The organism is Bacillus sp. M5A3_1b (assembly GCF_053345335.1).
Genome location: NZ_JBKEZY010000004.1, coordinates 220,356 through 242,979, shown reverse-complemented (window position 1 = coordinate 242,979; position 22,624 = coordinate 220,356). Strand labels below are relative to the sequence as shown.

The following is a 22,624-nucleotide window of genomic DNA, read 5'->3' as shown; positions in this document are numbered from 1 at the left end:
CAAATAATAGCCCTGCTACAGTGAAGCAGGGGAGTTATCATTAATTCTTAACTAATTCATTTACTTTTTCAAGAGAAAAAATACCGCTATTTCTAATGTTTTCAACAACTTGTTGTAACACTTCTTTATCTTGAACAAGTGCAATACGTACAAAGCCTTCTCCATGTGGTCCAAATGCATGACCTGGTGTAACAACGACATTCGCACGATCCATTAATGCATAAGCGAAATCTATAGAAGTCCAGCCTTTCGGAATTTCGGCCCAGACGAACATACTACCAGCTGGTTTATCAATATTCCAACCAAATGTTCGGAATCCATCAACTAAAGTATCTCTACGTTCTTGATAAATACCGCGATTTTTCTCACAAAACGTAGCGCCATTTCTTAGTGCCGCTGATGCCGCTTTTTGAATTGGTAAAAACACACCATAATCTGTATTTGATTTAAATTGAGTAAGTGCACGAACAATTTCTTCGTTTCCAATCATATATCCAATACGGCTACCTGCTAAACTATAACTTTTTGATAAAGAGTTGATTTCTACTCCAACTTCTTTAGCACCAGGTACAGAGAGGAAGCTAATTGGTTTATTGCCATCAAAATAAAATTCAGCATAAGCAAAATCATGGACAACAATAATGTTATGCTTTTTCGCGAATGCAATTACCTCTTTAAAGAAATCTGCATGAGCCATTGCTGGAACCGGATTCCCTGGGAAGTTTAAAATCATCATCTTCGCTTGATCGGCAATTTCTTCAGGAATTAGCTCTAAGTTAGGTAAGAAATCATTTTCTTTCTTTAATGGCATGTAGTAAGATGTTGCACCAGCCATTTGAATTCCAGTTTCATAAGCTGTATATCCTGGATCCGGAACTAATATAATATCTCCCGGATTTGCATAAACCATAGGTAAATGAACGAGTCCGTCTTGTGAACCCATTAATAATAAAACTTCTTTATCTGCATTTAATTTAACGTTATGAGTGTTGTTGTAATATTCAGTTACAGCTTCGTGAAATTCTTGAATACCACTTAATGTGTATCCATAGCTTTCTTTATCACTTGCTGTATGTACCATTTCTTCTCTTACGAAGTCAGCAGGCGGCATATCAGGATTCCCGATACTTAAATCAATCATTTTGTGGCCTGCTGCAATCTTTTCTTTTTTATAGGCCCCTAATTCACTAAATATAGAAGATTGGAATGCTTTCATTCTAGTTGCTAACGTGTAAGTCATCAAAACCCCTCCTAAAAACAGTGTTTTCTTTCTGCGTTTTTAATTATTCTGAAAACACATGAGTACATTTTATCATTTTTTTATGAAAATTAAAATGATTGACAAATTTAGAGGGAGGATAATAAGGAGGAATACAAAATAACGCAGAAAATAATTTCTGCGTCTCATATGAAGTGTCATCATTTCTTTTTATATGTACATAATCTTTCCACTGCATAAAAGTATACATTTAATCTATCATCGACAACTTTTATAGTTTGATCTGATGTAAATGAGTTACCATAATCAATGTGATACACATTAGAATCCTTTACAAATGAGCCTTTGTATAAATCTTCTTTTTTCTTTGTTGTTTGCATCTCTACTAAATATTGAATAATTTTTTCTTTCTTTTCTTCTTTTACAACTGTTTCAAATTTATACGATACAGGACAAAGACCATTTTTGTTGTCAACGACTTCCCAAGTACCGTATATGTCATTATTGCTACATCCGCTAAGTAGTATAATGAATAATGGAATAATTAATAGAACCTTTTTCATTTTGTACTCCTTTCTTTTTACTTTCAATAAACGTGCGAATACGATAGGAATATTGTAATAAATAAAGTTTAAATTTTTATAAAGAATTATTTAATTTCATATAAAAATTTAGAAGGAATTGAAAAAGCATGAATCTAGTGTAAAGTCAGATTTATGCCGAGTACTATAGTCTATGCTATGTCCAGATAAGGAAATAGCTAAAAAGTTTATGATGCTAAACAGAGCTAATACAAAAATAAAGATAATAAATAACTGCATACCATCAGACAATTGCGAACCCCCTATATATCATGTTAGTATACTGTATTCAAAAGCGAAAGGGGTACTCCTTTAAATAATTACAATAAGCGTAATAAAAAAGTTTTTATATAACAAAGACGCATGGATTAATCTAATAGGATCCATGCGTCTTTGTTTATGTTATAAATTCGCAGATTGCGAAGGCTGTTTTTCATATTGTTTCTGTTTAGATAAAGAAATGAAAATAATTAATAATGAAATAACACCGAAAATGAGAACCATATATTGCAATCCGATTGTATCTAAGAAGAAGCCTGTGCCAAGTAAGACAATTTGGAACATAACTCTCTCAAACATATTACGGAATGAGAATAGACGGCCGTGATAGCTTTTTTCCACTTTCGTTTGGAAAATTGTCGACATAATAGGGAAGAAGCAACCGACACTAAAACCAAATAAACCAAATGATGTAAGAGACATCCATTTTATATCGCTAAAGAACAATGATAGATGTGCAAAAGCGGTACAAACTGCGAAGAAATATAGTAACTTTTCAGGTTTGAAATGGTCAGATAAACGTTTAATAACGAAAGCACCTAACATAAATGCGATACCTTCAATGGTATATATAAAGCCTTTAATCGTTGGATCATGTTGCATTTCACTAATGTTGATTACCATTAAATTAAATCCAGCTATAAATAATAGAGGGATAATACTTAATATAAGTGCTGTAAAAGCAATAGGAATTCCTTTTAATATACGAAATACTTCCATAAAGCTATTATCTTTTGCAGCTTGTTTACTTGGTGTTGTTGATTTCTTATCTTCGAATTGTAGGAAGAAAGTTGAGAGGAATAATAAAGCGTACGCTGCCATTGAGAAGGCATACATATACTGTAAACTCATTACAACTAAAAGAATTCCACCTAGTGAAGTACCTGCAATACGAGCGATTGTACCTACATTCATATGTACACCGTTCATCTGTAATAACTCATGCTCACGTACGATAAGTGGGATTACAGATTGTAATGCAGGGAAATAAAATGCTGCTGAAATTTGAAGAGCAACCATAAATGCAATCATAAAGGCGATACTTTCAAATTGGATAGCGAAAAACATAAAAATAACACTAATAACACGACCAAACCCGGCATAAAGAAGAACTTTTTTCTTTTCATACTGATCAATAATGCGACCAGCCATAGGCCCCACTAGAACACCAGCTAATAGTCCGATAAATAATATAACTGATTTCATGAAATCAGAAGGGACATATTTTTGCATAAATTCCAGATTGCCAAGAATACCAAGCCATAACCCTAAACCAGCAATAAACTCCCCAATTAAAACAATCCAAACATTTTTATTACGCCACATAATATAAAACCTCTCCGTCTTTTAAAATGAAAAACTCGTATATAAAACCTCCTTATTTTATGTATAATTTATAACGAACTTTTTTAGAGTCAGAGTCTATATTACGTGTTTCATGAGTGGATTTCAATTTTTTTGATTTGTCAAAAAAACGATTCGTTAATTGATAAAATAAGCGCATCAAAATGTAAATACGAGATGATTGAAAACTAACTGAAAGTAGGGGTAAATATCGCAAAAATAAAAAAAGCAAGAACGTATAATTACGTCTCGCTTTTCTCAATAGCAAAATTAAACATTAGATTCACTTAGCAGTATTTACGCTCTTGTCCAATAGCTAAAGCGCTAAAAGATAGAGGACCAACAACTTCTGCGCTTGCACCACTAGTAAGGTTTTCTACAGTTAATGAATATTCGTGTGTTCCACTGCTAACGTTTTGATCAATAGCTTGAAATGTTTGTACGTAGAATTGTTCAGAATCTGTAGATTCAATACCTACTTGTGCATTAAAAATTTCAATGTTATCACGGAAAATTCGGAATAAAACTTGTGAAGTCCCAGTTATACCTTCTACACCAATTGTAGCGATTAATTCTACGCGATTATTACGTGAATCTCTACTTGAAATTCTTACTTTCAAATTTGCTAGAATTGCTTTATTTGGAGAAGCTGGGATTGCAAAAGTGGTTTCACCCGTTTTACTTATAGGTTGAGTAGCTTGGTAATCAATGATATGAGTCATATTCGTCACCTCCTCATATACTAAAATATGAAAATGGCAATGAAATAGCTTGGACAAATAATAGAATATTTTAATAGAGTCGACAATAATTATTTAAAAGGAGTAATTCATAAAAAAGCATCAAGAAAATATTACAATAAAGTGAGATTTTTCTTGATGCTTTTTGTAATTAAGCAGAATATTCTTCTTTACGTACTTCGAAAAATTCATTACGACGTAAGTAATTATAAACTTTCTCGGAAACCTCTTCTTCTTCAGACATTAAGAAACGATGATCAAAAGCATAGAAGGATTGACCTTTAATTAATTTTACGTAGTATATTTTACACGCCTCCTCTAGCAAAATTAGTATTTACTTAATATTATGATGACCTATATGCATATGAATCATACTTGAAGTTTCAAAGGATAGAAGCTAAACAAAATAAAAAAGCTTACAAAACTGTAATGTTGTTGTCACGTTTTCCGATAGTTAAAAATAACCAATCTCTTCTATACTACAAATAGGTTACATAAAATAAGGGGGTAAAAAGATGGATGAAGTGATTGGAGAAGTAGTAGCAGGTATTTGTGAATTTGTGGTGGAAGTAACGGCAGATGCTATTGGAAATTTAGTTTCTAGAAATAATGAGGAAAAAGAAACGATATAAAAATATAAAGGCTGATTTCTAAAGGGAAATCAGCCTTTATATTTTTACATTATATTAATATTATTTAAATATTTGTTTGTTAGGATGGAGATGAAATCAATATTGGAGGTGATTAAAATAAATATGCCGAGTTTGGGATTAGATTTATCTAATTCTCGTTTAATTATGGCGAATGTAGACGAAAGGGAATATCATTTTATTATACGTGAACATCCGATTTTAGGGAAAATTATATCGCTACTTGAAAATGGAAAAGAATACGGCTTAATGGATAAACAAATCGCTAATAAAGATAAATTTATAAAATCGGAGCTTATTAAATTAGATTATTTTAACATAGATGTTCTACAGCATACACCTGAATGGATATGGATTGGTATGGATCAATTTGGTTTACATGCTCGTGAGGCTACTTATAACGAAGTAGACGTTATTATGAAGTTGAAAGAGGATTTATATTATATAGATGTATATGAAAAAGTAAAAATGTAATAAATATTTAGTCAGGTTAGGGGACAAGTTCCCGTAGCCTTTTTTGTTTCGTAATAAAACGTAAAATTAATATTATATTGATGATAGGACAGCATGATAAGAAGTAAGCTGAAAAGAGGATTTGAAAATACATAAAGAGAACTTTAATTATTATATGAATTCTATATGTAAATAACGATAGAAAGAAGATGATAAAATGAGTAAAGAAGAGCTTGTGAAACAACAGTTTGGTAATAATGCGGAAAAATATGTAAAAAGTAAAATTCATGCTAATGGACCAGACTTACAATATGTAGTTCAACAAGTTGAGTCTCGTCATAATAATCGTCTTCTTGATATTGCTACTGGCGGTGGACATGTTGCGAATATATTAGCTCCATTGTTTCAAGAAGTAGTTGCCTTAGACTTAACAGAAAAAATGTTAGAGAATGCGAAAAATTTTATTATCAGTAATGGACATGAACATGTATCTTTTGTTGCTGGAAACGCTGAAAGTTTACCGTATGCTGATGGTTTTTTTGATACGATTACATGCCGAATTGCAGCACATCATTTTACGAATCCACCACAGTTTATATATGAAGTAAATCGTACGTTAGAACATAATGGATTGTTTATTTTAATAGATAATGTTTCACCGGAAAATAATGAATACGATACATTTTATAATTTTATAGAAAAAAAGCGGGATCCGAGTCATGAACGAGCGCTGAAAAAAACAGAATGGATTACCTTGTTAGAAAAAAACGGTTTGCAAATGCAGTCATGTCTTACTTTTGACAAGAAATTTGAATTTGACTGGTGGTGCGATATGATGAATGTACCTTTGCAGAAACGTATGAAATTAATAGAGTGTATGATGAAAACACCAGTTGAAATGCAAGAATTCTTTAATATTCAAATTGAAAATAATAAAATAAATTCGTTTTATACTGAAATGGCATTGTTTGTATGCAAAAAAAGCGCGACATTAAAAAGATAAATTTCTTGCAGTCTTTTCAAAGTACGTTATACTTAGTACAGAGAAAATGAGAATTGAGGAAAAGTAATAATGATTCGCGTACGTATTGAAGGAACTGAAGAAGAAATGCTTGAATTTATGGAGAAAATGCCGGATATTCCTGGATTTGAAAAAACACATATGAGAGAACCGAGAAAAGGAAATAATCCAAAATACGATTCAAGTAAAAATGTACTAGCATATTTATCTTATAAAAAGATTGAAGTCGCCAATAAATAGGCGGCTTTTTTAGTTTGCACTGTTTCACAGCCTTGTCTTTTTTACATAATAATAATAGTAGATTATGTTGAAGAGGGGTGAGGATAGTTAAAAAGAAAATCATCTTTTTTGGAGACTTTGGTATTGACGATGCTGTTGCGTTAATTTATGCAAATAAAACATGTAAATTAGATATTATAGGTATTGTTGCTGAATATGGGAATGTATCGCGAGAAATCGTAACAGAAAATGTGTATTTTTTAGAAAGATACTATGCTACAGAAGTGAAAATCATTGAGGGTGCAGCTAGACCAATGACAGCTGAAGAACCTTTGTTCTTTCCTGAAATTCATGGGGAGCACGGCCTAGGCCCAATTATTCCACCTGATATGAGGATTTGTAAACGGGAAAATTTTTGTGAGTTAATTAAATTAATCGAGCCTTGTCCAGAAGATATTATTATCGTAGCGACTGGACGATTAACAACATTGGCAACGTTATTTTTATTATATCCAAATGTAATGGATAAGGTATGTTCATATTATATTATGGGCGGTGCGTTTTTATTTCCTGGTAACGTTACTCCTGTATCAGAAGCTAATTTTTATGGAGATCCAATCGCCGCAAATATTGTGATGAAGTACGCAAAGAATGCGACTATTTATCCGTTAAATGTAACGCAAGCAGCCCTCATTACTCCTGAAATGGTGGATATTATTAATAAAGAAGGAACAGGACAGGCGAAGCTTATTAAACCAATGATCGATTTTTATTATGAGAACTTTTATAAAAAAGAATACCCGGGTATTGCTGGAAGTCCGATTCACGATTTACTTCCGTTCATTTCCTTTATTAATGATGATATTTTTGAATATAAAAAGTCAGCAGTTTGGATCAGTAAGACAAATGACGTAACAAGAGGACAAAGTGTGGCAGACTTTAGAAAAATAGCCGAGCCAACAACATTTGATAATAGACCAATTCAAAAAATTGCAGTTGGTTTTAACTATCCTGCATTTAAAGAAGAGTTTATGCGGACAATATTAAAGCCTGACTGTCCTTAATATGTGTATTACGAATAACATCAACCTCGAGTCGAAAAACTGGCCGTTCATTATTTTGAAATAATCTAATAGTTGATCTGTATGAATAACTATTGAAAAATGTAACATAACTAATGGTAAGCAATTGTTTCTAATTATATTTTGATTGGTAAAATATAAAGGAGGTTATCATATGATTTGGTCTTTAATCGTCGGTGGTATATTAGGATGGCTTGCGAGCTTAATTACTGGAAAGGACGTACCTGGTGGTGTAATTGGTAATATTATTGCTGGTATTATCGGTTCATGGATTGGTTCGAAATTACTTGGTAGTTTTGGTCCAGTCATTGGTGGATATGCAATTATTCCAGCTTTAATCGGTGCGATCGTTTTAATTTTCATCGTAAGCTTCTTATTACGAGCAATGCGAAAATGAATGTAAGGACTGTTTACATTTGTAAGCAGTCCTTTTTATATGTTATGCTAGTATTATACAATCAGGAGGTGTCAGCATTGAAAACATTTACAGTAAATTTCCATCAAGAAGATAATGCTAAAGCGACAACAGTACATAAATTAAGTGAAGAGGACTTCAATAAAGCAACAGAAAAAGGCACTCGTCATCTATTTGATTTAGATACAAACGTTGGATTCTTCGTATTCTTTGACGCAGAAGATGCAGAAGGTAATGATCAATACTTAATGTTACAATACGAAGGGGATCATGAAGAGCCAACTGCGTGCTACGGATTTGATTTAAAACTATACTATCAATTTTTAGCACTATACTTAAATGATCTTGAATTCCACGGTGAAACAGATGAGGAAGAGGAAGAGTATGGCCCAATTCATCATTTAGCTCACTTACTTTATCATATTGTTGAAGATGGTAAGTCAATCGAAGTGTAAAAATACATATGTAAAGCTGTCCATTATGGACAGCTTTTTTTATTATTATGATGAATGTTATGGTTTGAATAATGGTAAATGGATTTCTGATGGTGATAAATGGTTTGATTAAACAGAAAAAGCAACAAAGAAGACTTATCTTTCTTTGTTGCTTTTTCTACGTTTCAGGAAGGATTGCAGTGTAAATGGCGAGAAGGGATATATAAGGAGATGGAAAAAATGATAAATAATACAATTCCAAGTTTTTTAAAATTATGGGAAAGTAACGATGTAGAATTAGCAGTCCTCAACCAATACTTTACTTCGCATCCAGAGATATTTGAAGAATACTTTAAGTATCATTGTCCACATACGAGAGAACGAGTTTCTAATGCCATTAAACGATATCCCGCAAAAATAGAAGAAATTCGTATCATTGCAGAAACATTACCGAGTATTATTCAAGAGATAACGAATGAATATCATAATAAATATAATCTTGATGTAAATATGAAGTTTCATTTATTTGTTGGAGCTTTTGGCTCTAATGCATTTGTAGAAAGGGAAATTATTGGAGACATCTTTTTTGCGGCAGAAAAATTATCTCCAGATGTAAATCACCTTCGTGTTATTGTCGCTCACGAAATAGGACATATATATCATAATGTTATGTTACAAAATGATGGAATGGATTGGACAAAAGCTGAGTGGACTGACGCGGCAGTTACTTTGTATCGTGAAGGTGTTGCAACATATTTATCAAAGCAAATTATAAAAGGCGTAAATGAATCAGTGTACTACTCATATAATAATGATGGTGAACGTTGGTTACAATGCTATATAGAAAATGAAAAACAAATAAAGAATCGTTTTTTGGAAGATTATATAGAAGGATGGACGTTCGAAAAAGAGAAAGAGTGGTTCCGGTTATCTGGCGGACAATACTTTGGATACAACCGAATTGGTTATTTTTTAGGAACAGCTTTTGTAGAGGATGTTGTACTAGCACTAGGAGAAAGTGAAGCATTTACTTTTTGGAACAAATATAATTTGAAAAGTAGCGTAATGGATTGGTTATTAAAATGAATAGGATTACAATAGGAGGCTGAAATATATGAAAGTGTATGTAAAGATAGCTATGTTATTTCTCGCTTTTACGTGCCTATTTGCATTAGCAGCATGTAAAGGGACCGATGAACAAAAGGAAACAAGCCGAACATCAGAAAATAGTAAAAATGAACAGAATAATTCTTCTGAAGAAAAGAAAGAGCCTGATGCAAAATCAAATAGTGAAGGATCAACAAAATCAGACACTGACTCACGCCCGAAAGATACAGTAATAAATCAAAAATCAATTAACTATGTTAAAGAGTTATTTGAATTAGCGAAAGAAGGAAAAGTACCTAACGTTCCGTTCGCAGCTCATACAGGAGATATTGAAGAAATAGAAAAAGCGTGGGGGAAAGCAGATAAAACGGAACAAGCAGGAAATGGAATATATGCTACTTTTACAAATAAAAATGTTTCCTTCGGTTTTAATAAAGGATCACAAGTTTTTGATGTACGCTCCTATCATGCAGAACTAAAATCAATTACATTACAAGACATAGAGAAAGCATTAGGAAAACCAGCTTCAATTAAAGTAAATGGCGAAGATAAAATATATGTATATAGAGTAAACAATCAGTTTGAGCTAAAATTTATTATTCCAAAATCGACTGGTAAGATAAATCATATTTCGGTATTTTCGCCTGAAGATAGTATTAATAAAATGGCAGGGTAATAAAGAAAGGATGTCACAAAGGTCATCGAGACTTTTGTGACATTCTTCTTTTTACTGTTAAAAGGATGAGGGAAGCAACCTATAAAACATGGGGAGTATGTTCTGAAATATCTTTTTTTATTTTATTACGCTCTAAATTTTGAACAAAAAGAGCTTGAATAATGCCCCCAATTATTAAGAAACAAGTACAAATATAAAATAGTATACTACCGTTAAGTTTACTTAATAAAACCGCACCAATAAAAGGACCGCACGTACGAGATATATCCCAATGTAACCCGTAAATTGAAAAATACAATCCACGCTTATCTGTAGGAGCGATTTCTGAAACGAATCGAAGTAAATGGTTTAAGGCGATACTTTCCCCAATGACTAAAAAGAGTAATGTGAAGAATAGTGACGTGATTGTTGTTGAAATCCCGTAGCCAATTGCAGCTATTGTATAGCAGGTGTAAGAAATAAGAATAATTTTCGCCATAGAAAATCGTTCAGACCATTTTACAAGGAAAACTTGCAGGAAGATTTCCATTGTAGCCTTGCATGTTGAAATAAAAGCGAGCATGAATACGAAATCTGGAAATATATCTTTAGCGAAAATGCGATAATTTGTCTCAGTTTGAGCATAAAAAAAGCTAATAGGGAGTGTAGTAATCATAAGTCCTAAAACGGCGTAATGCTTGCTTACAAATTGTTTTGAAGATGATACTTCAACTTTTTGCTTTGGCTTTGTAAATACTGGAGCGGTTTCTGGAAGCTGCGTCCATACAACTATTGCATATACCATAAGTGTAATGCTTTGCATTATAAATAAATATTCAGGGTGAGTATGATAAAATATAGCACCAATTATTGGACCGATTACGGAACCAATTGCAGCCATCGTATGCAAAAGAGCAAAAATTTCTGCTTGTTGTTTTTGTTTTGTTAAATCAGCAATTTGTGCACGTTGAGCGGGAATATATAAGGAACGGCCAACCCCATTTATGACGTAAAGCAAAGCAAATATAAAAACAGATTGAGCAAAGACGAAGCCGCCGATTGCAACGCCTTGTAGCAATAAGCCGAGTAACATAATTTTCTTTCGCCCATATTTATCAGTCACTCCTCCAGCAATAAGTGTAAATACAATGTCTGAGAGAGGTTGTAGTCCGAAAATGAGCATAGTTATTATTATATTACCGTTTAACATTTTATTAACGTAAATAATCATAATGAGAGCTAACATAGATTCAGTTGTTCGGGTTAATAATTCGCCGCATAGTCTAATAATAATGGGTTTATTATAACGTAGTATGAGATTGTTCAATATCAATTCCTCCTTTCTATATTGAAATGATAAGATGAAAGGAGAAGTGGAAAAAGGGTAGAAACAAAAGGGGTTATTTTTCACCTTTTAGGGGGATTATGATGTTTATTTTAAATCAATATATTGAACTATGGTGTGTCTACGGTAAAGGTAGACAAGAAGGAGAACAATTAGAAGTTACCGTACAAATGATAGCAGAAACATTATTTTGTACGGAGCGTAATAGTAAATTAATAATAAAAAAATTAGAAGAGTTAAATTGGATCGCTTGGTTTCCAGGGCGGGGGAGAGGGAATCGCTCTAAATTAATATTTCAAAAGCAACCGATGATATTAATTTTAGACAGAGGAAAAGAACTAACGAAAAAAGGGGATGTGAAAAGTGGAATCTCATTTGTAGAACGCTACAGCTCACAATTTCCATCAGTAAAGAAAGAGTATGAAGCTTGGGTAGACTCCATATTTGGTCATCAAATAGAACGGACACCTGAAGGAAGAAAAGATGTCCTTCGGTTGCAAGTACAAATGAATCTAGACATCGCTTTAGATCCGGTCTACGCTACGATGCGCTCAGAATGTCATATGGTTAAACATATTTTTGATACACTCGTATATGTGAATGAGGAAACAAATTCTATAGAGCCAAGACTTGCTTTTCACTGGCAATATAATGACGCTGAAAAGGTTTGGACATTTTATTTAAGAAAAGGCGTTCATCTTCATAATAGAAAACGACTTACCGCACATGATGTTATACATTCGTTGAATCGATTTATGGAAGCTGAAAACAACCCACACGCATGGATGTTGCAACATGTTGAAAATATTCGTGCAGTGGATGAATATGTTGTTGAAATTCAATTACATACGGAAAATAGGATGTTTTTACATATGCTAAGTGCAGAACAGTGTTCTATCGTACATGAAGATGAAAAAGGAATCTTTATTGGTACAGGTCCTTTTATATTACGTGAGAAAAATGCACAGTTATTTGTATTAGAAGTGCATGATTTATATTATCGTGAAAGACCTTTTCTTGACCGAATTGAACTAATGAATGTAGAGCAAAATGTAAATACGTATGATGTATTAGTAAAGGCGCAGTATAAAGATAAAGAAAAGCCTAATAAAGAGTTGTCTCGGCTTGAATCGAACGTGACATATGTAACGTGCAATCTTGTAAAAGAAGGACCAATGCAAGATGAGCTGTTTCGAAAGGCACTACATAAAATCATTCATAGCGATAGGATTGTTCAAGAACTCGGCGGAGAACGTGGAGAAGTGGCAAAGAAACTAATATTAGCAAATGAAAGCATAGTAGAGATTGAGGAAGATATAGCTAGTTTAATTAAAAGGAGTACGTATCATTATGAAGTGCTACAACTCTACACATTTACAGGACAAGATCACGTAGAAGATGCACAATGGATTCAGAAAGAGTGTGCGAAGTATGGGATTCGTGTAGAAAATAATTTTCTTGAAGTTGAAGAGTTATTGGAAATCAGTACGATACAAAAGGCTGATATGATGCATGATAGTGCAACAATTAGCGAACGAATAGAAGATAGTCTGCTATATATGTTTCTTACAAAAAATAGCTTTATTCATGGGCAAAGCAGCATGAACTTTCATAAAATGTTGTCCCCGTATTTTAAACAAGAACGAGTAGAAAAAAGAGTTACATTGTTACGCGATATTGAGAACACTTTGTTACGTCAAATTCATATTATTCCTTTATACCGCAACAAACAACAAGTAACTTCTCACGAAAAAGTACAAAATATAATGATTAATTCACAAGGGTGGATTGATTTTTATGAAATATGGTTTACATTTTGATATATAAGGGTTTTTACACGTTTTAAATGATGTGTAAGAGCCTTTTTTTCGTGTGTGAAACAGGTTTGTTTTACACATTGTTACGCTACTTACGATAAAAGTCTATTTACAGCGTAACAGTGTTATGTTACATTGTTATCAGGAAGGAGTGTTATACAGTTGAGTACAGATTTAATTTCAAAAAAAGATTTATTAGAACTAACTGGTATTTCATACGGACAGTTATATAGGTGGAAAAGAAAAAATTTAATACCGGAAGATTGGTTTGTACGAAAGTCAACATTCACGGGTCAAGAGACATTTTTTCCGAAAGAAAAGATATTAGAGCGTATTGATAAAATCCAAACGATGAAAGAAGATTTATCACTTGATGAACTAGCAAATATGTTTTCACCGAGTGTAAGAGAAATCCTTTTAACAAAGGAAGACGTCTTAAGTAAAGGAATTGCATCAGAGCCAGTTTTACAATTTTTCATAGAACAAACGAATAAAACAACAGAGTTTCAATTTGTAGATATTCTTTATGTGTATATGTTAGAGGAATTACTACAATCGGGAGAGATTAGTTTAGAAGAAGGAAAAATGGTCTTGCAAGTTTTACGTGAAAATTATGAGGCGATTAAGCATAAAATTTGTGACTTAATCATCGTCCGAAAGTTAGGGATTTCTACATGTTTCTTAGTTTCAAATGTGGACGATTTAATTTTTGAAAAAGGTATCAAAATTGTTTTACGCGAAGCAATTATGAAATATACGGAAGCATTAAAAACGAAACTGTTGTAGTGGAGGAGAAAGTATGCGTACAGATAATTTGATTATAAATGGTTACGGTTCATCGAATGGCGGCGAGTTTCATAAAGTGCAATTAAATGGAAAAGGGACTGTTAATGGAAATATTGAATGTGACCAATTTGAATGTAACGGATATGGTGCTGTTACTGGAAATTTGAAAAGTAGCAATGCAAGAATTAGTGGATCAGGTAAAGTTGATGGTACAGTTATTGCGGAAACGATGCGAATTGATGGGAAAGCAACAATTACGCAAGATGTGAAGGCAAACAGTTTAAAAATTGCAGGAAAAGGTACAGTAGGTGGAAATGTAACTGGAGAAGAATTTAAAATCAACGGTCAAGCAACGATTGATGGGAATTGTGAAGTGGATACTTTTTCTTCAGAAGGACAATTTACAATTGGTGGATTATTAAGCGCCGATGAAATAAATATTAATATTCACGGTACATGTCGAGCAAAAGAAATTGGTGGTCAAACGATTAAAGTAAAACATAGACTAAGTACTTTTAGTAGACTGTTTAAATCAGTATTTGGTATGCAATTAGAGGCTGAACTATTAGAAGGTGACAATATTGATATTGATTATGCTCACATAAAAACGGTAAGAGGAAACAATGTGACGGTAGGAGCGAACTGTGAGATTGAACTCATTGAATATACGGGTGTTCTTACTGTCGATAAAAGCGCGAATGTAAAAGAAATGAAGCAGGTTTAATGGGAGGGAGAAAGTAATATGGAACATCAACATAGTCTTACTGTCAATGGCTCTGGTAGTTCAGCAGGCGGGGATTATAACAAAGTGAAGATACGCGGCGAAGGAACGATTTCTAATGATATGAGTTGTAATGAATTTAAAACGTACGGAACGAGTGATGTACAAGGTAATATGAAAGTGAAAAATTATGTTGTGTATGGAGATAGTGAAGTACAAGGAAATGTAACTGCGGAATATGTAAAAGTATACGGAAATACACAAATGAATAGTGATGCCCATATTGAAAAAACGAAAGTAAGAGGTATGATAGAAGTTAAAGGGAAGTTTACTGGTGATTTCGTAGATGTGAAAGGCGCTTTAAATGTGAAAGGAGATATTGAAGTTGAAGAACTATCACTAACTGGTGGCCTTGAAAGTGATGGATTACTTAATGCTGAAAATATTGAAATTTCACTTCGTTATGAAGGCAGCAAAGTGAGAGAAATCGGCGGTAAAAAGATTACCGTTCGTAAAAAAGCGAGATTTATTCCATTTACAAGTCATGCTGGAAGCCTCCAAACGTCTATCATTGAAGGAGATGAAATTTATTTAGAGCATACGATTGCTGAAGTAGTACGAGGAAATAACGTTACCATTGGTTTAGGATGTGAAATTAATGTTGTAGAATATCATACTAGTTTTAATCAAAAAGGTAATGCAGTTGTAAAAGAACATAAACAAATATAAGTAGTACGAGGGAGAGCAAGGTTATGGTTGAGAAGAATAATAAGCTCGGCTTTGTTGTGGCGGGCTTATTGCTAGGTATTTTAATGGCATCAATGGATAATACCATTGTCGTAACGGCGATGGGAACGATTGTTGGTGACTTAGGAGGCCTTGAAAACTTTGTATGGGTCGTTTCTGCCTATATGGTTGCAGAAATGGCAGGTATGCCGATATTCGGAAAACTATCAGATATGTATGGTAGAAAGAGATTCTTTATTTTTGGTTTAATCGTCTTTATGATTGGTTCGGCACTTTGTGGTACTGCTGAAAATATTACACAGTTAGGTATTTATCGTGCCATTCAAGGTATTGGCGGCGGGGCATTAGTGCCGATCGCGTTTACTATCGTTTTTGATATTTTCCCTCCTGAAAAGCGCGGGAAGATGGGTGGATTATTCGGAGCAGTATTTGGTTTATCAAGTATTTTTGGTCCGCTGCTTGGTGCGTATATTACAGATTACATAAGCTGGCACTGGGTATTTTACATTAACTTACCGCTTGGCGTTTTAGCACTTATTTTTATTACATTCTTTTATAAAGAATCACGAGTTCATAGAAAGCAAAAAATTGATTGGTTTGGCTCAGTTACTTTAGTTGGTGCAGTAGTTTCGCTAATGTTTGCTTTAGAACTAGGTGGACAAAAGTATGATTGGGATTCTAACTTTATATTAAGTTTATTTGGCGGATTCGCTATTTTAATTATTGCATTTATTTTTATTGAGCGTAAAGTAGAAGAACCGATCATTTCATTTGAAATGTTTAAACAACGTTTATTCGGAATGAGTACCATTATTGCATTATGTTACGGTGCTGCGTTCATGTCAGCAACTGTATACATACCGTTATTCATTCAAGGTGTATACGGTGGTAGCGCAACAAACTCAGGATTATTACTTTTACCGATGATGTTAGGATCAGTCGTAACAGCGCAGTTAGGTGGATTTTTAACGACGAAGCTTAGCTACCGAAACATTATGATTATTTCTGCTGTTATTATGCTAATTGGACTATTCTTATTAAGCACATTAACACCAGAAACAAGTCGAATATTATTAACGGTTTATATGATTATCATTGGATTTGGAGTAGGTTTCTCATTCTCTGTACTAAGTATGGCAGCTATTCACAACTTCGGTATGGAACAGCGTGGATCTGCAACTTCAACGAGTAATTTCATTCGTTCATTAGGAATGACACTAGGTATTACAATCTTCGGAATGATTCAAAGAACAGGTTTCCAAGATCAATTGGAAGAAGCTTTTAAAGGTATGGGCGGAGGAATGAATACAAACGCTTTAGGAGATTCAAGAGCTATTCTATCAGAATCGGCAAGATCTCAAATCCCGCCGCAAATATTAGATAAAATTATTGACGCTCTTTCTAGCTCCATCGTTCAAACATTTATGTGGGCATTAGTACCAGCAGGTCTAGCATTTATATTTATTTTCTTTATGGGAAATGAGCGTATGGTAATTAAGAAACAGCAAACGAATAAAAAGAGTGAAACATCAAAAGCGTAATGAAAAAGCTCCTTTCCAATTGGAAAGGAGCTTTTTCGTATGTACGGATTTAGATTAGCCTTCGATAATTTCGTATTCTTCGTCTGCTAATAATAAAATTTGTGTTTTCTTACCTTTGTTTTGAACTTCGATTACATCGTATGCACCTAAGTCTCTTAGTTTGTTTTGAGAAGCGTTAACCATAACTTCCATAGAATCAATTAAGATATCTTCTTCAATGTATGATTCAGGCAATGCCATATCTTCTGTTTCTAATACACATGCATATAGATTTTGTAAGTTTTCAGTAGTTGGGTTTTGTTCCTCAACATCAATGATGTTCTTTACTGCATCCATATTTTCTTCTTTTGCTTGGTATACTTTAATTTTAGCCATTGTTTTATTCTCCTTTATAACGTAATCGTAGAGGCTACACCTTATTATAACGTTTTTTTCATGAAAGATGAAATTGTTATATGTATTTATAGGGAAATTTATGTGCTATTACACATTATTGGCGTAATTTCATTTTTAATGTGATAAGTAAGTACCTATATTCCTGAGTTAAAGTTATACTGTCCAAGCTTTTTTATACGCCGTTCATAGTATATGTATTAGATAAAACATATAGGGAAGGGATGGAGTGTAAGTGGGTTGTGAGCCGAAACGAAATTATCAATGCTGCCAAAATAGTATTTGTGAATTTTTGCGAAGTCTAGAGCCTTTTACAAAAGTTGAGAGTATTGTAATCGCCGGAAACGAAATTGTTGTATCTTATTTTCTTTCATTTAATAAGAGGAATGGTATCGTATCCTTCGCACAAGAGGACAATGAGGTTATTTTTGTAGATTGCTCTAGGATTGATGCAATTCGAATAGGAAAAGTTTGTAGTTGTAAAACGAAAGTTAAATTTATTGAAGTGGATTTTAGTTTACTTGGGAATGTTTGTCCGCAATGTTTAACAGAGGGTAGTACACTCTTTTTTGACTTTCACAATCTAGAATTGAATTTATCACTACAAGCAAAAACAATTGATGCACCTAGTTGTACTGAATTTATAGATGAGATGGGGAATGTCGTAAAGCAAATTACTATAATAGGTGAAGCGATTGTTTCTAAAGATTTTGTTCAAGTGCCGGAACTATTAAACTTTCGATTAGTTTTATCTGATACGGCTACGAATCCTTTAAAGTTTGGAATACTGTTCATTAATTTCCCTGATCTTACGTTTATTATTCTTTTCGCATCGAGTGGATACCTAAATATTTCGAACTGTTTGGAAACTAAGGGTGGAACTGGTAATGTTGAAATAGAAGATATGAAAAAGATGGTGACGAATGACAATAATACGTACAAGTCAGTTGTTAAATTGACTAAAGTATATAAAAATGGAGAAACAGAATCATATATTTATAAGAATGAGTTATAACATACGTATTTAAATGAACCCTCAAACGAGTATTGAGGGGTATTACATAATAAAAGATGATAATCGGTTACATGTAGATTGCAAATTATTATTAAGTATATTTACTGTTAACCTTTATACTGGACAGTCGCTCACTATTTATTAGATGTTATAATAATTTTATATTTACGAATATTTTACGATTATATATAGTTTAATAAACTTTTGTTTATATATGAAAAGTAGAGTTAAACTGATTCCAAAGAAAGCGGGAATGTTAATGATATATGAAGCGAGTATACATACGAGAGAAAAATTAGTTACTATGTTCGAGGATTTCAATAACGTTGTTTTACTTTCTTATTTACAAGGACATATGGGTACTGCTTGGGTAAATGATCTTGAAAACCCAACAGTAGCGCAAGTTACGGTAGGGATTTTCACATTTTACGCTGGGGATCCAAATAGGAAAGAAACAGAAGAATTACTACGTAACATTCCTGATAGAATGTTAGTAATCGTAAATAGTGAAGAGTGGAAAAAGCGTTTAGAAACATTTTACGAAAGAAAAATAGATAAGTTTTTACGCTATAAATTCAAACGTAATGCGGAAGTTTTTAATCGTTCAAAATTACAATCTTTTATATCAGCGCTTTCAAAAGGATACGAGTTAAGAAAAATAGATGAACATATTGTAAATACCCCTACATTACATAAGGTCTCTGAAGATTTTACAAGTCAATTTCAATCGGTAGAAGATTATTTAAAACGGGGTATAGGGTATAGTATTTTGTACCAAGGTGAAGTTGTATGTGGTGCATCATCATATAGCATTTATGATGATGGGATTGAAATTGAAGTTGCGACTGATCACACTCATAGAAGAAAAGGATTGGCAACTATAGTTAGCGCGGCGTTAATCTTGGACTGTTTAGAAAAAGGGATATATCCAAACTGGGATGCTGCGAATACTACGTCTGCTAAACTGGCAGAAAAACTAGGATATGTTTTTGATAAGGCATATGATACGTATTTTGTGGATAATAGATGAATGAGCAGAGAGTCTAAGATTTGTACAAAGTAAAGAGTTTAAAGGGAAAGACAGATGACTAGAATGTTTTAATAGAATTTTTAAAAACTCTATCAAAACATTAGAAAATAAAATAATTAGTTCAATAATAAGAAGATTTTATTATATATTGGGTGCAAAAACTGGCTTTTTTAGTCGGTTTTTATTTTTTTATAAAAAGATATATTAGTCGTAATCTTCTATTTTGTGGATATTAAAAAGTCGGTAAATGGTTCTTATTAAATATTATCCTTTGTTAGATGGAATAAAAGACTCTTGAAAAATTAATTTTGGAACGCCTAATAGCTCTAACATGAAAAAGTCGAGAAATTCTATTTTATATAGGTAGATATCAGTATAGGTTCCTATTATTAATTTATGTGTTTTTAACTATCCAGAGGAAATGAATCTCTTATTTTACAAATGATAAAAGTGACTATGATACAAACCCACGCATTAATAGAAAAAGTACATATACAGTATAGAGAGTTGAAAAACTCTAATTTTTTTTTAAAAAGGAGATTATATATTATGAGTGAACAATGTCCAATTAATGTACCATGTCAGGTAGTAGGACAAACCCAAACACCATTAAGTGATGAGGCAGCAGCACCAATTCTTACACCGGGAGCACCGATTGTAAAAATTCCAGTTGTATTAGCCGAAAGAACAATTCAAATTGTTGTAGAATCAGATGTTCCATTAGCACCTGCAGCATCCGAAATTAAACGTGTGTTAAAAAACGTATTTTTAACACAGTGTAAGTTAGTTCCAGTAGCATTCACTCCAGTACCAGGTACAAATTACCGCCGAGTTACAAGAGCAAAGTTATTTGTACAAGGATATATTCGTAAAAACATTGAATATGCAGGTAGTGGATGTAATTCAGTACTATTCGATCGCATCGCAAATGTTCCATTTTCTGGTTTTGCAGATTTGACAGAAACTGATTTTCTATCACTAGCAATAGTAGCTTCTTCCTCAGATACTACATCTCACTTTATTAATCCTAAAAATGGTGACTTACCACGTTTAGACAAATACTTCTTTGAAAATACTGTTTTTTATAACGAACAACCGTATTGCGAATTAGTTAGCGCTCAATTTTTTGAATTAGACTTCTCTCCTTGTCCAACAGAATTAAACGAATCATTTGAGACTCTTCGTGAGAAAATTGTACTGGATCTTACTGTGAAAGTTTTACAAGTGCAACAAGTACGAGTGTAAAACTAAAAAAGCATTGTCTTTGATAAAAAGACAATGTTTTTTTTAGTTTTATAAAACATATATAATAATGAAATGGTCGTATACAAAAATATATTTTTATGAGTTTCATTAGTGGGGGGATGGTGATGAAAAATCCATGGGTTGGTAAGAAAATATGGAACAAAGTTTACAAAGGGGAAATACTTATTGGTCAAGAGCAATCACATGAAATAAGAGAAAATAAGAAAAGTAAAAAAACAGAGTTAGTGAAAAAAGCGAAAGCAATACAAGTAGAGAAAGAAGGTAAAGGACCAGAGTGTGAGGTGAAGGCAATACAAGCAGAAAAGGAAAATAAAGAACCAAAGTCAAAAAAAGAAGAAAAAGCAATACAAGCGGAGAAAGGAAGTAAAGAATTAGAGCGTCAGGTAAAGGCAATACAAGTAGAAAAGGAAAATAAAGAACCAGAGTCAAAAAAAGAAGAAAAAGCAATACAAGCAGAGAAAGGAAGTAAAGAATTAGAGCGTCAGGTAAAGGCAATACAAACAGAGAAGGAAAATAAAGAACCAGAGTCAAAAAAAGAAGAAAAAGCAATACAAGTAGAGAAAGGAAGTAAAGAATCAGAGCGTCAGGTAAAGGCAATACAAGCAGAGAAGGAAAATAAAGAACCAGAGTCAAAAAAAGAAGAAAAAGCAATACAAGTAGAGAAAGAAAGTAAAGAATCAGAGCGTCAGGTAAAGGCAATACAAGCAGAAAAGGAAAATAAAGAACCAGAATCAAAAAAAGAAGAAAAAGCAATACAAGCAGAGAAAGAAAGTAAAGAATTAGAGCCCAATAAAGAAGGAAAAGCAAATAAATTTGAGAAAAAAATTGAAAAGAATGTCCTAGGAAAAGAACATGAAACGAGTCGATTAGAGGACAAAAATATAGATTTTGAATCAAAAATAGCGAATTCAGTACGTTCAATAGAAGTGAAAACCCCGTTTTCTATTATTTCGGATGTTACTAGTTTTAAAAAATCCCCTAATATGAATGTGAAAAATCAAGAAGTATTTGTATTTCGTAATGAAAAAGATGCAAGAGGACGTGAGCTGGATTCTACGTTACTAACTACAATGGAATATTATCATGGAGAAATTGATTGTAATTTAGTTTCTTCAAACCTTCATGAAAAGAGGGTACTTTTAGAACTTTCTAATCAAAAAGCAAAAGGGAATATTGAAGAGAGTTGGGTAGGCTCATCTTCATGGATTCCTATACACGGTATAATATTAGAGAAGGAAGCTGAAGCAAATGTAAATAATTATATAACTGCGAAATTACCAATAGAAATAGGGAGGTATAAAGGTGAAATTAGTTTAATAGAAAAGATTGTTTTTAAAGAAACAGTTATAGAAATAAAAGAAGTATCACAGGAAATTATTGTAACAAACAAAGAATTCTTATTGCCAAAAATAATAAAGAAAGGAAATAATCCATCTATAATCGAAAAAGGAAGCTTACGTGTAGAAGGCTATATATTTCAGTGTATTGAATTTACATCAGACCAAAGTGAACATCATGATAAGATCTACCAGTTAATGCAAAATATTGTATTGGAACTGAACGTCCAATTATTACAAGAACAGGAAGTTCGTGTGCGAATTACATAAATGATTATATCACTATCAATCAGTTGAATTTTTTAGGAGTTTGTAATAGAGAAACACAAAAAGTGCTAGCAAGTCTACAAACAAGCTAGCTAACATGTATTGGAATGTAGTAATTAACAATACGTTAATTAACTAGGTGAAACGTGATAAATCTTTT

At 32.9% G+C, this 22,624-nt stretch carries 24 protein-coding genes; 17 read left to right on the top strand and 7 right to left on the bottom strand.

The genetic code is table 11. The features are described from left to right. Positions 1-40: 40 nt before the first annotated feature. The 5 genes from ACLBWW_RS13855 to ACLBWW_RS13835 all read right to left on the bottom strand — a co-directional run bounded on the left by ACLBWW_RS13855 (position 41) and on the right by ACLBWW_RS13835 (position 4,467). The gene (locus ACLBWW_RS13855) at positions 41-1,240 is read right to left on the bottom strand and encodes an LL-diaminopimelate aminotransferase (protein WP_048547515.1); all 1,200 of its coding nucleotides are present in this window, start codon (positions 1,238-1,240) and stop codon (positions 41-43) included. 179 nt (positions 1,241-1,419) lie between these two features. Then, on the bottom strand, positions 1,420-1,782 hold the full coding sequence (locus ACLBWW_RS13850) for a hypothetical protein (protein ID WP_098067995.1): 363 nt from the start codon (positions 1,780-1,782) through the stop codon (positions 1,420-1,422). Positions 1,783-2,202: 420 nt separating this feature from the next. Further along, the gene (locus tag ACLBWW_RS13845) at positions 2,203-3,405 is read right to left on the bottom strand and encodes an MFS transporter (protein ID WP_000269246.1); all 1,203 of its coding nucleotides are present in this window, start codon (positions 3,403-3,405) and stop codon (positions 2,203-2,205) included. A 305-nt stretch (positions 3,406-3,710) separates the two neighbouring features. Beyond that, positions 3,711-4,145, bottom strand: a complete 435-nt coding sequence (gene exsC, locus ACLBWW_RS13840) for an exosporium protein ExsC (RefSeq protein ID WP_447614085.1) — start codon at positions 4,143-4,145, stop codon at positions 3,711-3,713. Between the two features lie 169 nt (positions 4,146-4,314). Next, on the bottom strand, positions 4,315-4,467 hold the full coding sequence (locus ACLBWW_RS13835; RefSeq protein WP_071680000.1) for a YqbF domain-containing protein: 153 nt from the start codon (positions 4,465-4,467) through the stop codon (positions 4,315-4,317). A gap of 451 nt (positions 4,468-4,918) precedes the next feature. Here ACLBWW_RS13835 and ACLBWW_RS13830 point away from each other — a divergent pair, with 451 nt between their 5' ends. The 8 genes from ACLBWW_RS13830 to ACLBWW_RS13795 all read left to right on the top strand — a co-directional run bounded on the left by ACLBWW_RS13830 (position 4,919) and on the right by ACLBWW_RS13795 (position 10,220). Further along, a complete protein-coding gene (locus tag ACLBWW_RS13830) occupies positions 4,919-5,287 on the top strand; it encodes a hypothetical protein (RefSeq protein WP_048547509.1) in 369 nt (122 codons plus the stop codon). A gap of 196 nt (positions 5,288-5,483) precedes the next feature. Further along, entirely contained in the window at positions 5,484-6,269 is a 786-nt protein-coding gene (locus ACLBWW_RS13825; protein WP_447614084.1) for a class I SAM-dependent methyltransferase, read from the top strand. A 69-nt stretch (positions 6,270-6,338) separates the two neighbouring features. Next, the gene (locus tag ACLBWW_RS13820) at positions 6,339-6,527 is read left to right on the top strand and encodes a DUF3970 family protein (RefSeq protein WP_000621879.1); all 189 of its coding nucleotides are present in this window, start codon (positions 6,339-6,341) and stop codon (positions 6,525-6,527) included. A 77-nt stretch (positions 6,528-6,604) separates the two neighbouring features. Further along, a complete protein-coding gene (locus ACLBWW_RS13815) occupies positions 6,605-7,570 on the top strand; it encodes a nucleoside hydrolase (protein WP_447614083.1) in 966 nt (321 codons plus the stop codon). A gap of 172 nt (positions 7,571-7,742) precedes the next feature. After that, positions 7,743-7,985, top strand: coding sequence for a GlsB/YeaQ/YmgE family stress response membrane protein (locus ACLBWW_RS13810; RefSeq protein ID WP_000638305.1), 243 nt, complete (start codon positions 7,743-7,745; stop codon positions 7,983-7,985). Positions 7,986-8,062: 77 nt separating this feature from the next. Beyond that, positions 8,063-8,458: a hypothetical protein gene (locus tag ACLBWW_RS13805; protein ID WP_000847586.1), complete on the top strand. Its 396-nt coding sequence runs from the start codon at positions 8,063-8,065 to the stop codon at positions 8,456-8,458. A gap of 219 nt (positions 8,459-8,677) precedes the next feature. Then, positions 8,678-9,523 (top strand): aminopeptidase, encoded by an 846-nt coding sequence (locus tag ACLBWW_RS13800; RefSeq protein ID WP_048547501.1) that lies wholly within the window; start codon positions 8,678-8,680, stop codon positions 9,521-9,523. Between the two features lie 28 nt (positions 9,524-9,551). Further along, positions 9,552-10,220, top strand: coding sequence for a YjgB family protein (locus ACLBWW_RS13795; protein ID WP_098132734.1), 669 nt, complete (start codon positions 9,552-9,554; stop codon positions 10,218-10,220). Between the two features lie 79 nt (positions 10,221-10,299). Here the strand turns inward: ACLBWW_RS13795 and ACLBWW_RS13790 are convergent, their stop codons facing one another. Then, positions 10,300-11,526, bottom strand: a complete 1,227-nt coding sequence (locus ACLBWW_RS13790; RefSeq protein WP_447614082.1) for an MDR family MFS transporter — start codon at positions 11,524-11,526, stop codon at positions 10,300-10,302. Between the two features lie 101 nt (positions 11,527-11,627). On the opposite strand from ACLBWW_RS13790, the gene ACLBWW_RS13785 reads away from it, so the two are divergent. From ACLBWW_RS13785 to ACLBWW_RS13765, 5 genes are all read left to right on the top strand, one after another. Continuing rightward, positions 11,628-13,364, top strand: coding sequence for an ABC transporter substrate-binding protein (locus ACLBWW_RS13785; protein ID WP_447614081.1), 1,737 nt, complete (start codon positions 11,628-11,630; stop codon positions 13,362-13,364). Between the two features lie 159 nt (positions 13,365-13,523). Then, positions 13,524-14,147, top strand: coding sequence for a YhbD family protein (locus ACLBWW_RS13780; protein WP_447614080.1), 624 nt, complete (start codon positions 13,524-13,526; stop codon positions 14,145-14,147). A 13-nt stretch (positions 14,148-14,160) separates the two neighbouring features. Continuing rightward, a complete protein-coding gene (locus tag ACLBWW_RS13775) occupies positions 14,161-14,871 on the top strand; it encodes a bactofilin family protein (protein ID WP_098047742.1) in 711 nt (236 codons plus the stop codon). Between the two features lie 18 nt (positions 14,872-14,889). Further along, complete coding sequence (locus ACLBWW_RS13770; protein ID WP_048547491.1) at positions 14,890-15,597, top strand: cytoplasmic protein; 708 nt, start codon at positions 14,890-14,892, stop codon at positions 15,595-15,597. A gap of 23 nt (positions 15,598-15,620) precedes the next feature. Then, positions 15,621-17,156, top strand: a complete 1,536-nt coding sequence (locus ACLBWW_RS13765) for an MDR family MFS transporter (protein ID WP_048547489.1) — start codon at positions 15,621-15,623, stop codon at positions 17,154-17,156. 54 nt (positions 17,157-17,210) lie between these two features. Here ACLBWW_RS13765 and ACLBWW_RS13760 read toward each other — a convergent pair whose 3' ends face one another. Then, positions 17,211-17,531: a hypothetical protein gene (locus ACLBWW_RS13760; protein WP_046954336.1), complete on the bottom strand. Its 321-nt coding sequence runs from the start codon at positions 17,529-17,531 to the stop codon at positions 17,211-17,213. A gap of 253 nt (positions 17,532-17,784) precedes the next feature. Here ACLBWW_RS13760 and ACLBWW_RS13755 point away from each other — a divergent pair, with 253 nt between their 5' ends. The 4 genes from ACLBWW_RS13755 (at position 17,785) to ACLBWW_RS13740 (ending at position 22,467) form a co-directional block, all read left to right on the top strand. Beyond that, positions 17,785-18,564 carry a BC_2878 family exosporium-associated protein gene (locus ACLBWW_RS13755; RefSeq protein WP_048547487.1) on the top strand — a complete coding sequence of 260 codons (780 nt, stop codon included), beginning with the start codon at positions 17,785-17,787 and terminating at the stop codon, positions 18,562-18,564. Between the two features lie 259 nt (positions 18,565-18,823). Then, positions 18,824-19,594, top strand: a complete 771-nt coding sequence (locus ACLBWW_RS13750) for a GNAT family N-acetyltransferase (protein WP_048547485.1) — start codon at positions 18,824-18,826, stop codon at positions 19,592-19,594. 549 nt (positions 19,595-20,143) lie between these two features. Further along, complete coding sequence (locus ACLBWW_RS13745; RefSeq protein WP_048547484.1) at positions 20,144-20,839, top strand: CsxC family protein; 696 nt, start codon at positions 20,144-20,146, stop codon at positions 20,837-20,839. A gap of 125 nt (positions 20,840-20,964) precedes the next feature. Further along, the gene (locus tag ACLBWW_RS13740; protein WP_447614079.1) at positions 20,965-22,467 is read left to right on the top strand and encodes a BC_2427 family protein; all 1,503 of its coding nucleotides are present in this window, start codon (positions 20,965-20,967) and stop codon (positions 22,465-22,467) included. Positions 22,468-22,624: the final 157 nt, after the last annotated feature.

What these genes read in the sequence shown, in the direction of transcription:
- ACLBWW_RS13855 (WP_048547515.1), bottom strand. Translation starts at nt 1,240, where the DNA reads ATGACTTACACGTTAGCAACTAGAATGAAAGCATTCCAATCTTCTATA.
- ACLBWW_RS13850 (WP_098067995.1), bottom strand. Translation starts at nt 1,782, where the DNA reads ATGAAAAAGGTTCTATTAATTATTCCATTATTCATTATACTACTTAGC.
- ACLBWW_RS13845 (WP_000269246.1), bottom strand. Translation starts at nt 3,405, where the DNA reads ATGTGGCGTAATAAAAATGTTTGGATTGTTTTAATTGGGGAGTTTATT.
- exsC (WP_447614085.1), bottom strand. Translation starts at nt 4,145, where the DNA reads ATGACTCATATCATTGATTACCAAGCTACTCAACCTATAAGTAAAACG.
- ACLBWW_RS13830 (WP_048547509.1), top strand. Translation starts at nt 4,919, where the DNA reads ATGCCGAGTTTGGGATTAGATTTATCTAATTCTCGTTTAATTATGGCG.
- ACLBWW_RS13825 (WP_447614084.1), top strand. Translation starts at nt 5,484, where the DNA reads ATGAGTAAAGAAGAGCTTGTGAAACAACAGTTTGGTAATAATGCGGAA.
- ACLBWW_RS13820 (WP_000621879.1), top strand. Translation starts at nt 6,339, where the DNA reads ATGATTCGCGTACGTATTGAAGGAACTGAAGAAGAAATGCTTGAATTT.
- ACLBWW_RS13810 (WP_000638305.1), top strand. Translation starts at nt 7,743, where the DNA reads ATGATTTGGTCTTTAATCGTCGGTGGTATATTAGGATGGCTTGCGAGC.
- ACLBWW_RS13800 (WP_048547501.1), top strand. Translation starts at nt 8,678, where the DNA reads ATGATAAATAATACAATTCCAAGTTTTTTAAAATTATGGGAAAGTAAC.
- ACLBWW_RS13795 (WP_098132734.1), top strand. Translation starts at nt 9,552, where the DNA reads ATGAAAGTGTATGTAAAGATAGCTATGTTATTTCTCGCTTTTACGTGC.
- ACLBWW_RS13785 (WP_447614081.1), top strand. Translation starts at nt 11,628, where the DNA reads ATGTTTATTTTAAATCAATATATTGAACTATGGTGTGTCTACGGTAAA.
- ACLBWW_RS13775 (WP_098047742.1), top strand. Translation starts at nt 14,161, where the DNA reads ATGCGTACAGATAATTTGATTATAAATGGTTACGGTTCATCGAATGGC.
- ACLBWW_RS13770 (WP_048547491.1), top strand. Translation starts at nt 14,890, where the DNA reads ATGGAACATCAACATAGTCTTACTGTCAATGGCTCTGGTAGTTCAGCA.
- ACLBWW_RS13765 (WP_048547489.1), top strand. Translation starts at nt 15,621, where the DNA reads ATGGTTGAGAAGAATAATAAGCTCGGCTTTGTTGTGGCGGGCTTATTG.
- ACLBWW_RS13760 (WP_046954336.1), bottom strand. Translation starts at nt 17,531, where the DNA reads ATGGCTAAAATTAAAGTATACCAAGCAAAAGAAGAAAATATGGATGCA.
- ACLBWW_RS13750 (WP_048547485.1), top strand. Translation starts at nt 18,824, where the DNA reads ATGATATATGAAGCGAGTATACATACGAGAGAAAAATTAGTTACTATG.
- ACLBWW_RS13745 (WP_048547484.1), top strand. Translation starts at nt 20,144, where the DNA reads ATGAGTGAACAATGTCCAATTAATGTACCATGTCAGGTAGTAGGACAA.
- ACLBWW_RS13740 (WP_447614079.1), top strand. Translation starts at nt 20,965, where the DNA reads ATGAAAAATCCATGGGTTGGTAAGAAAATATGGAACAAAGTTTACAAA.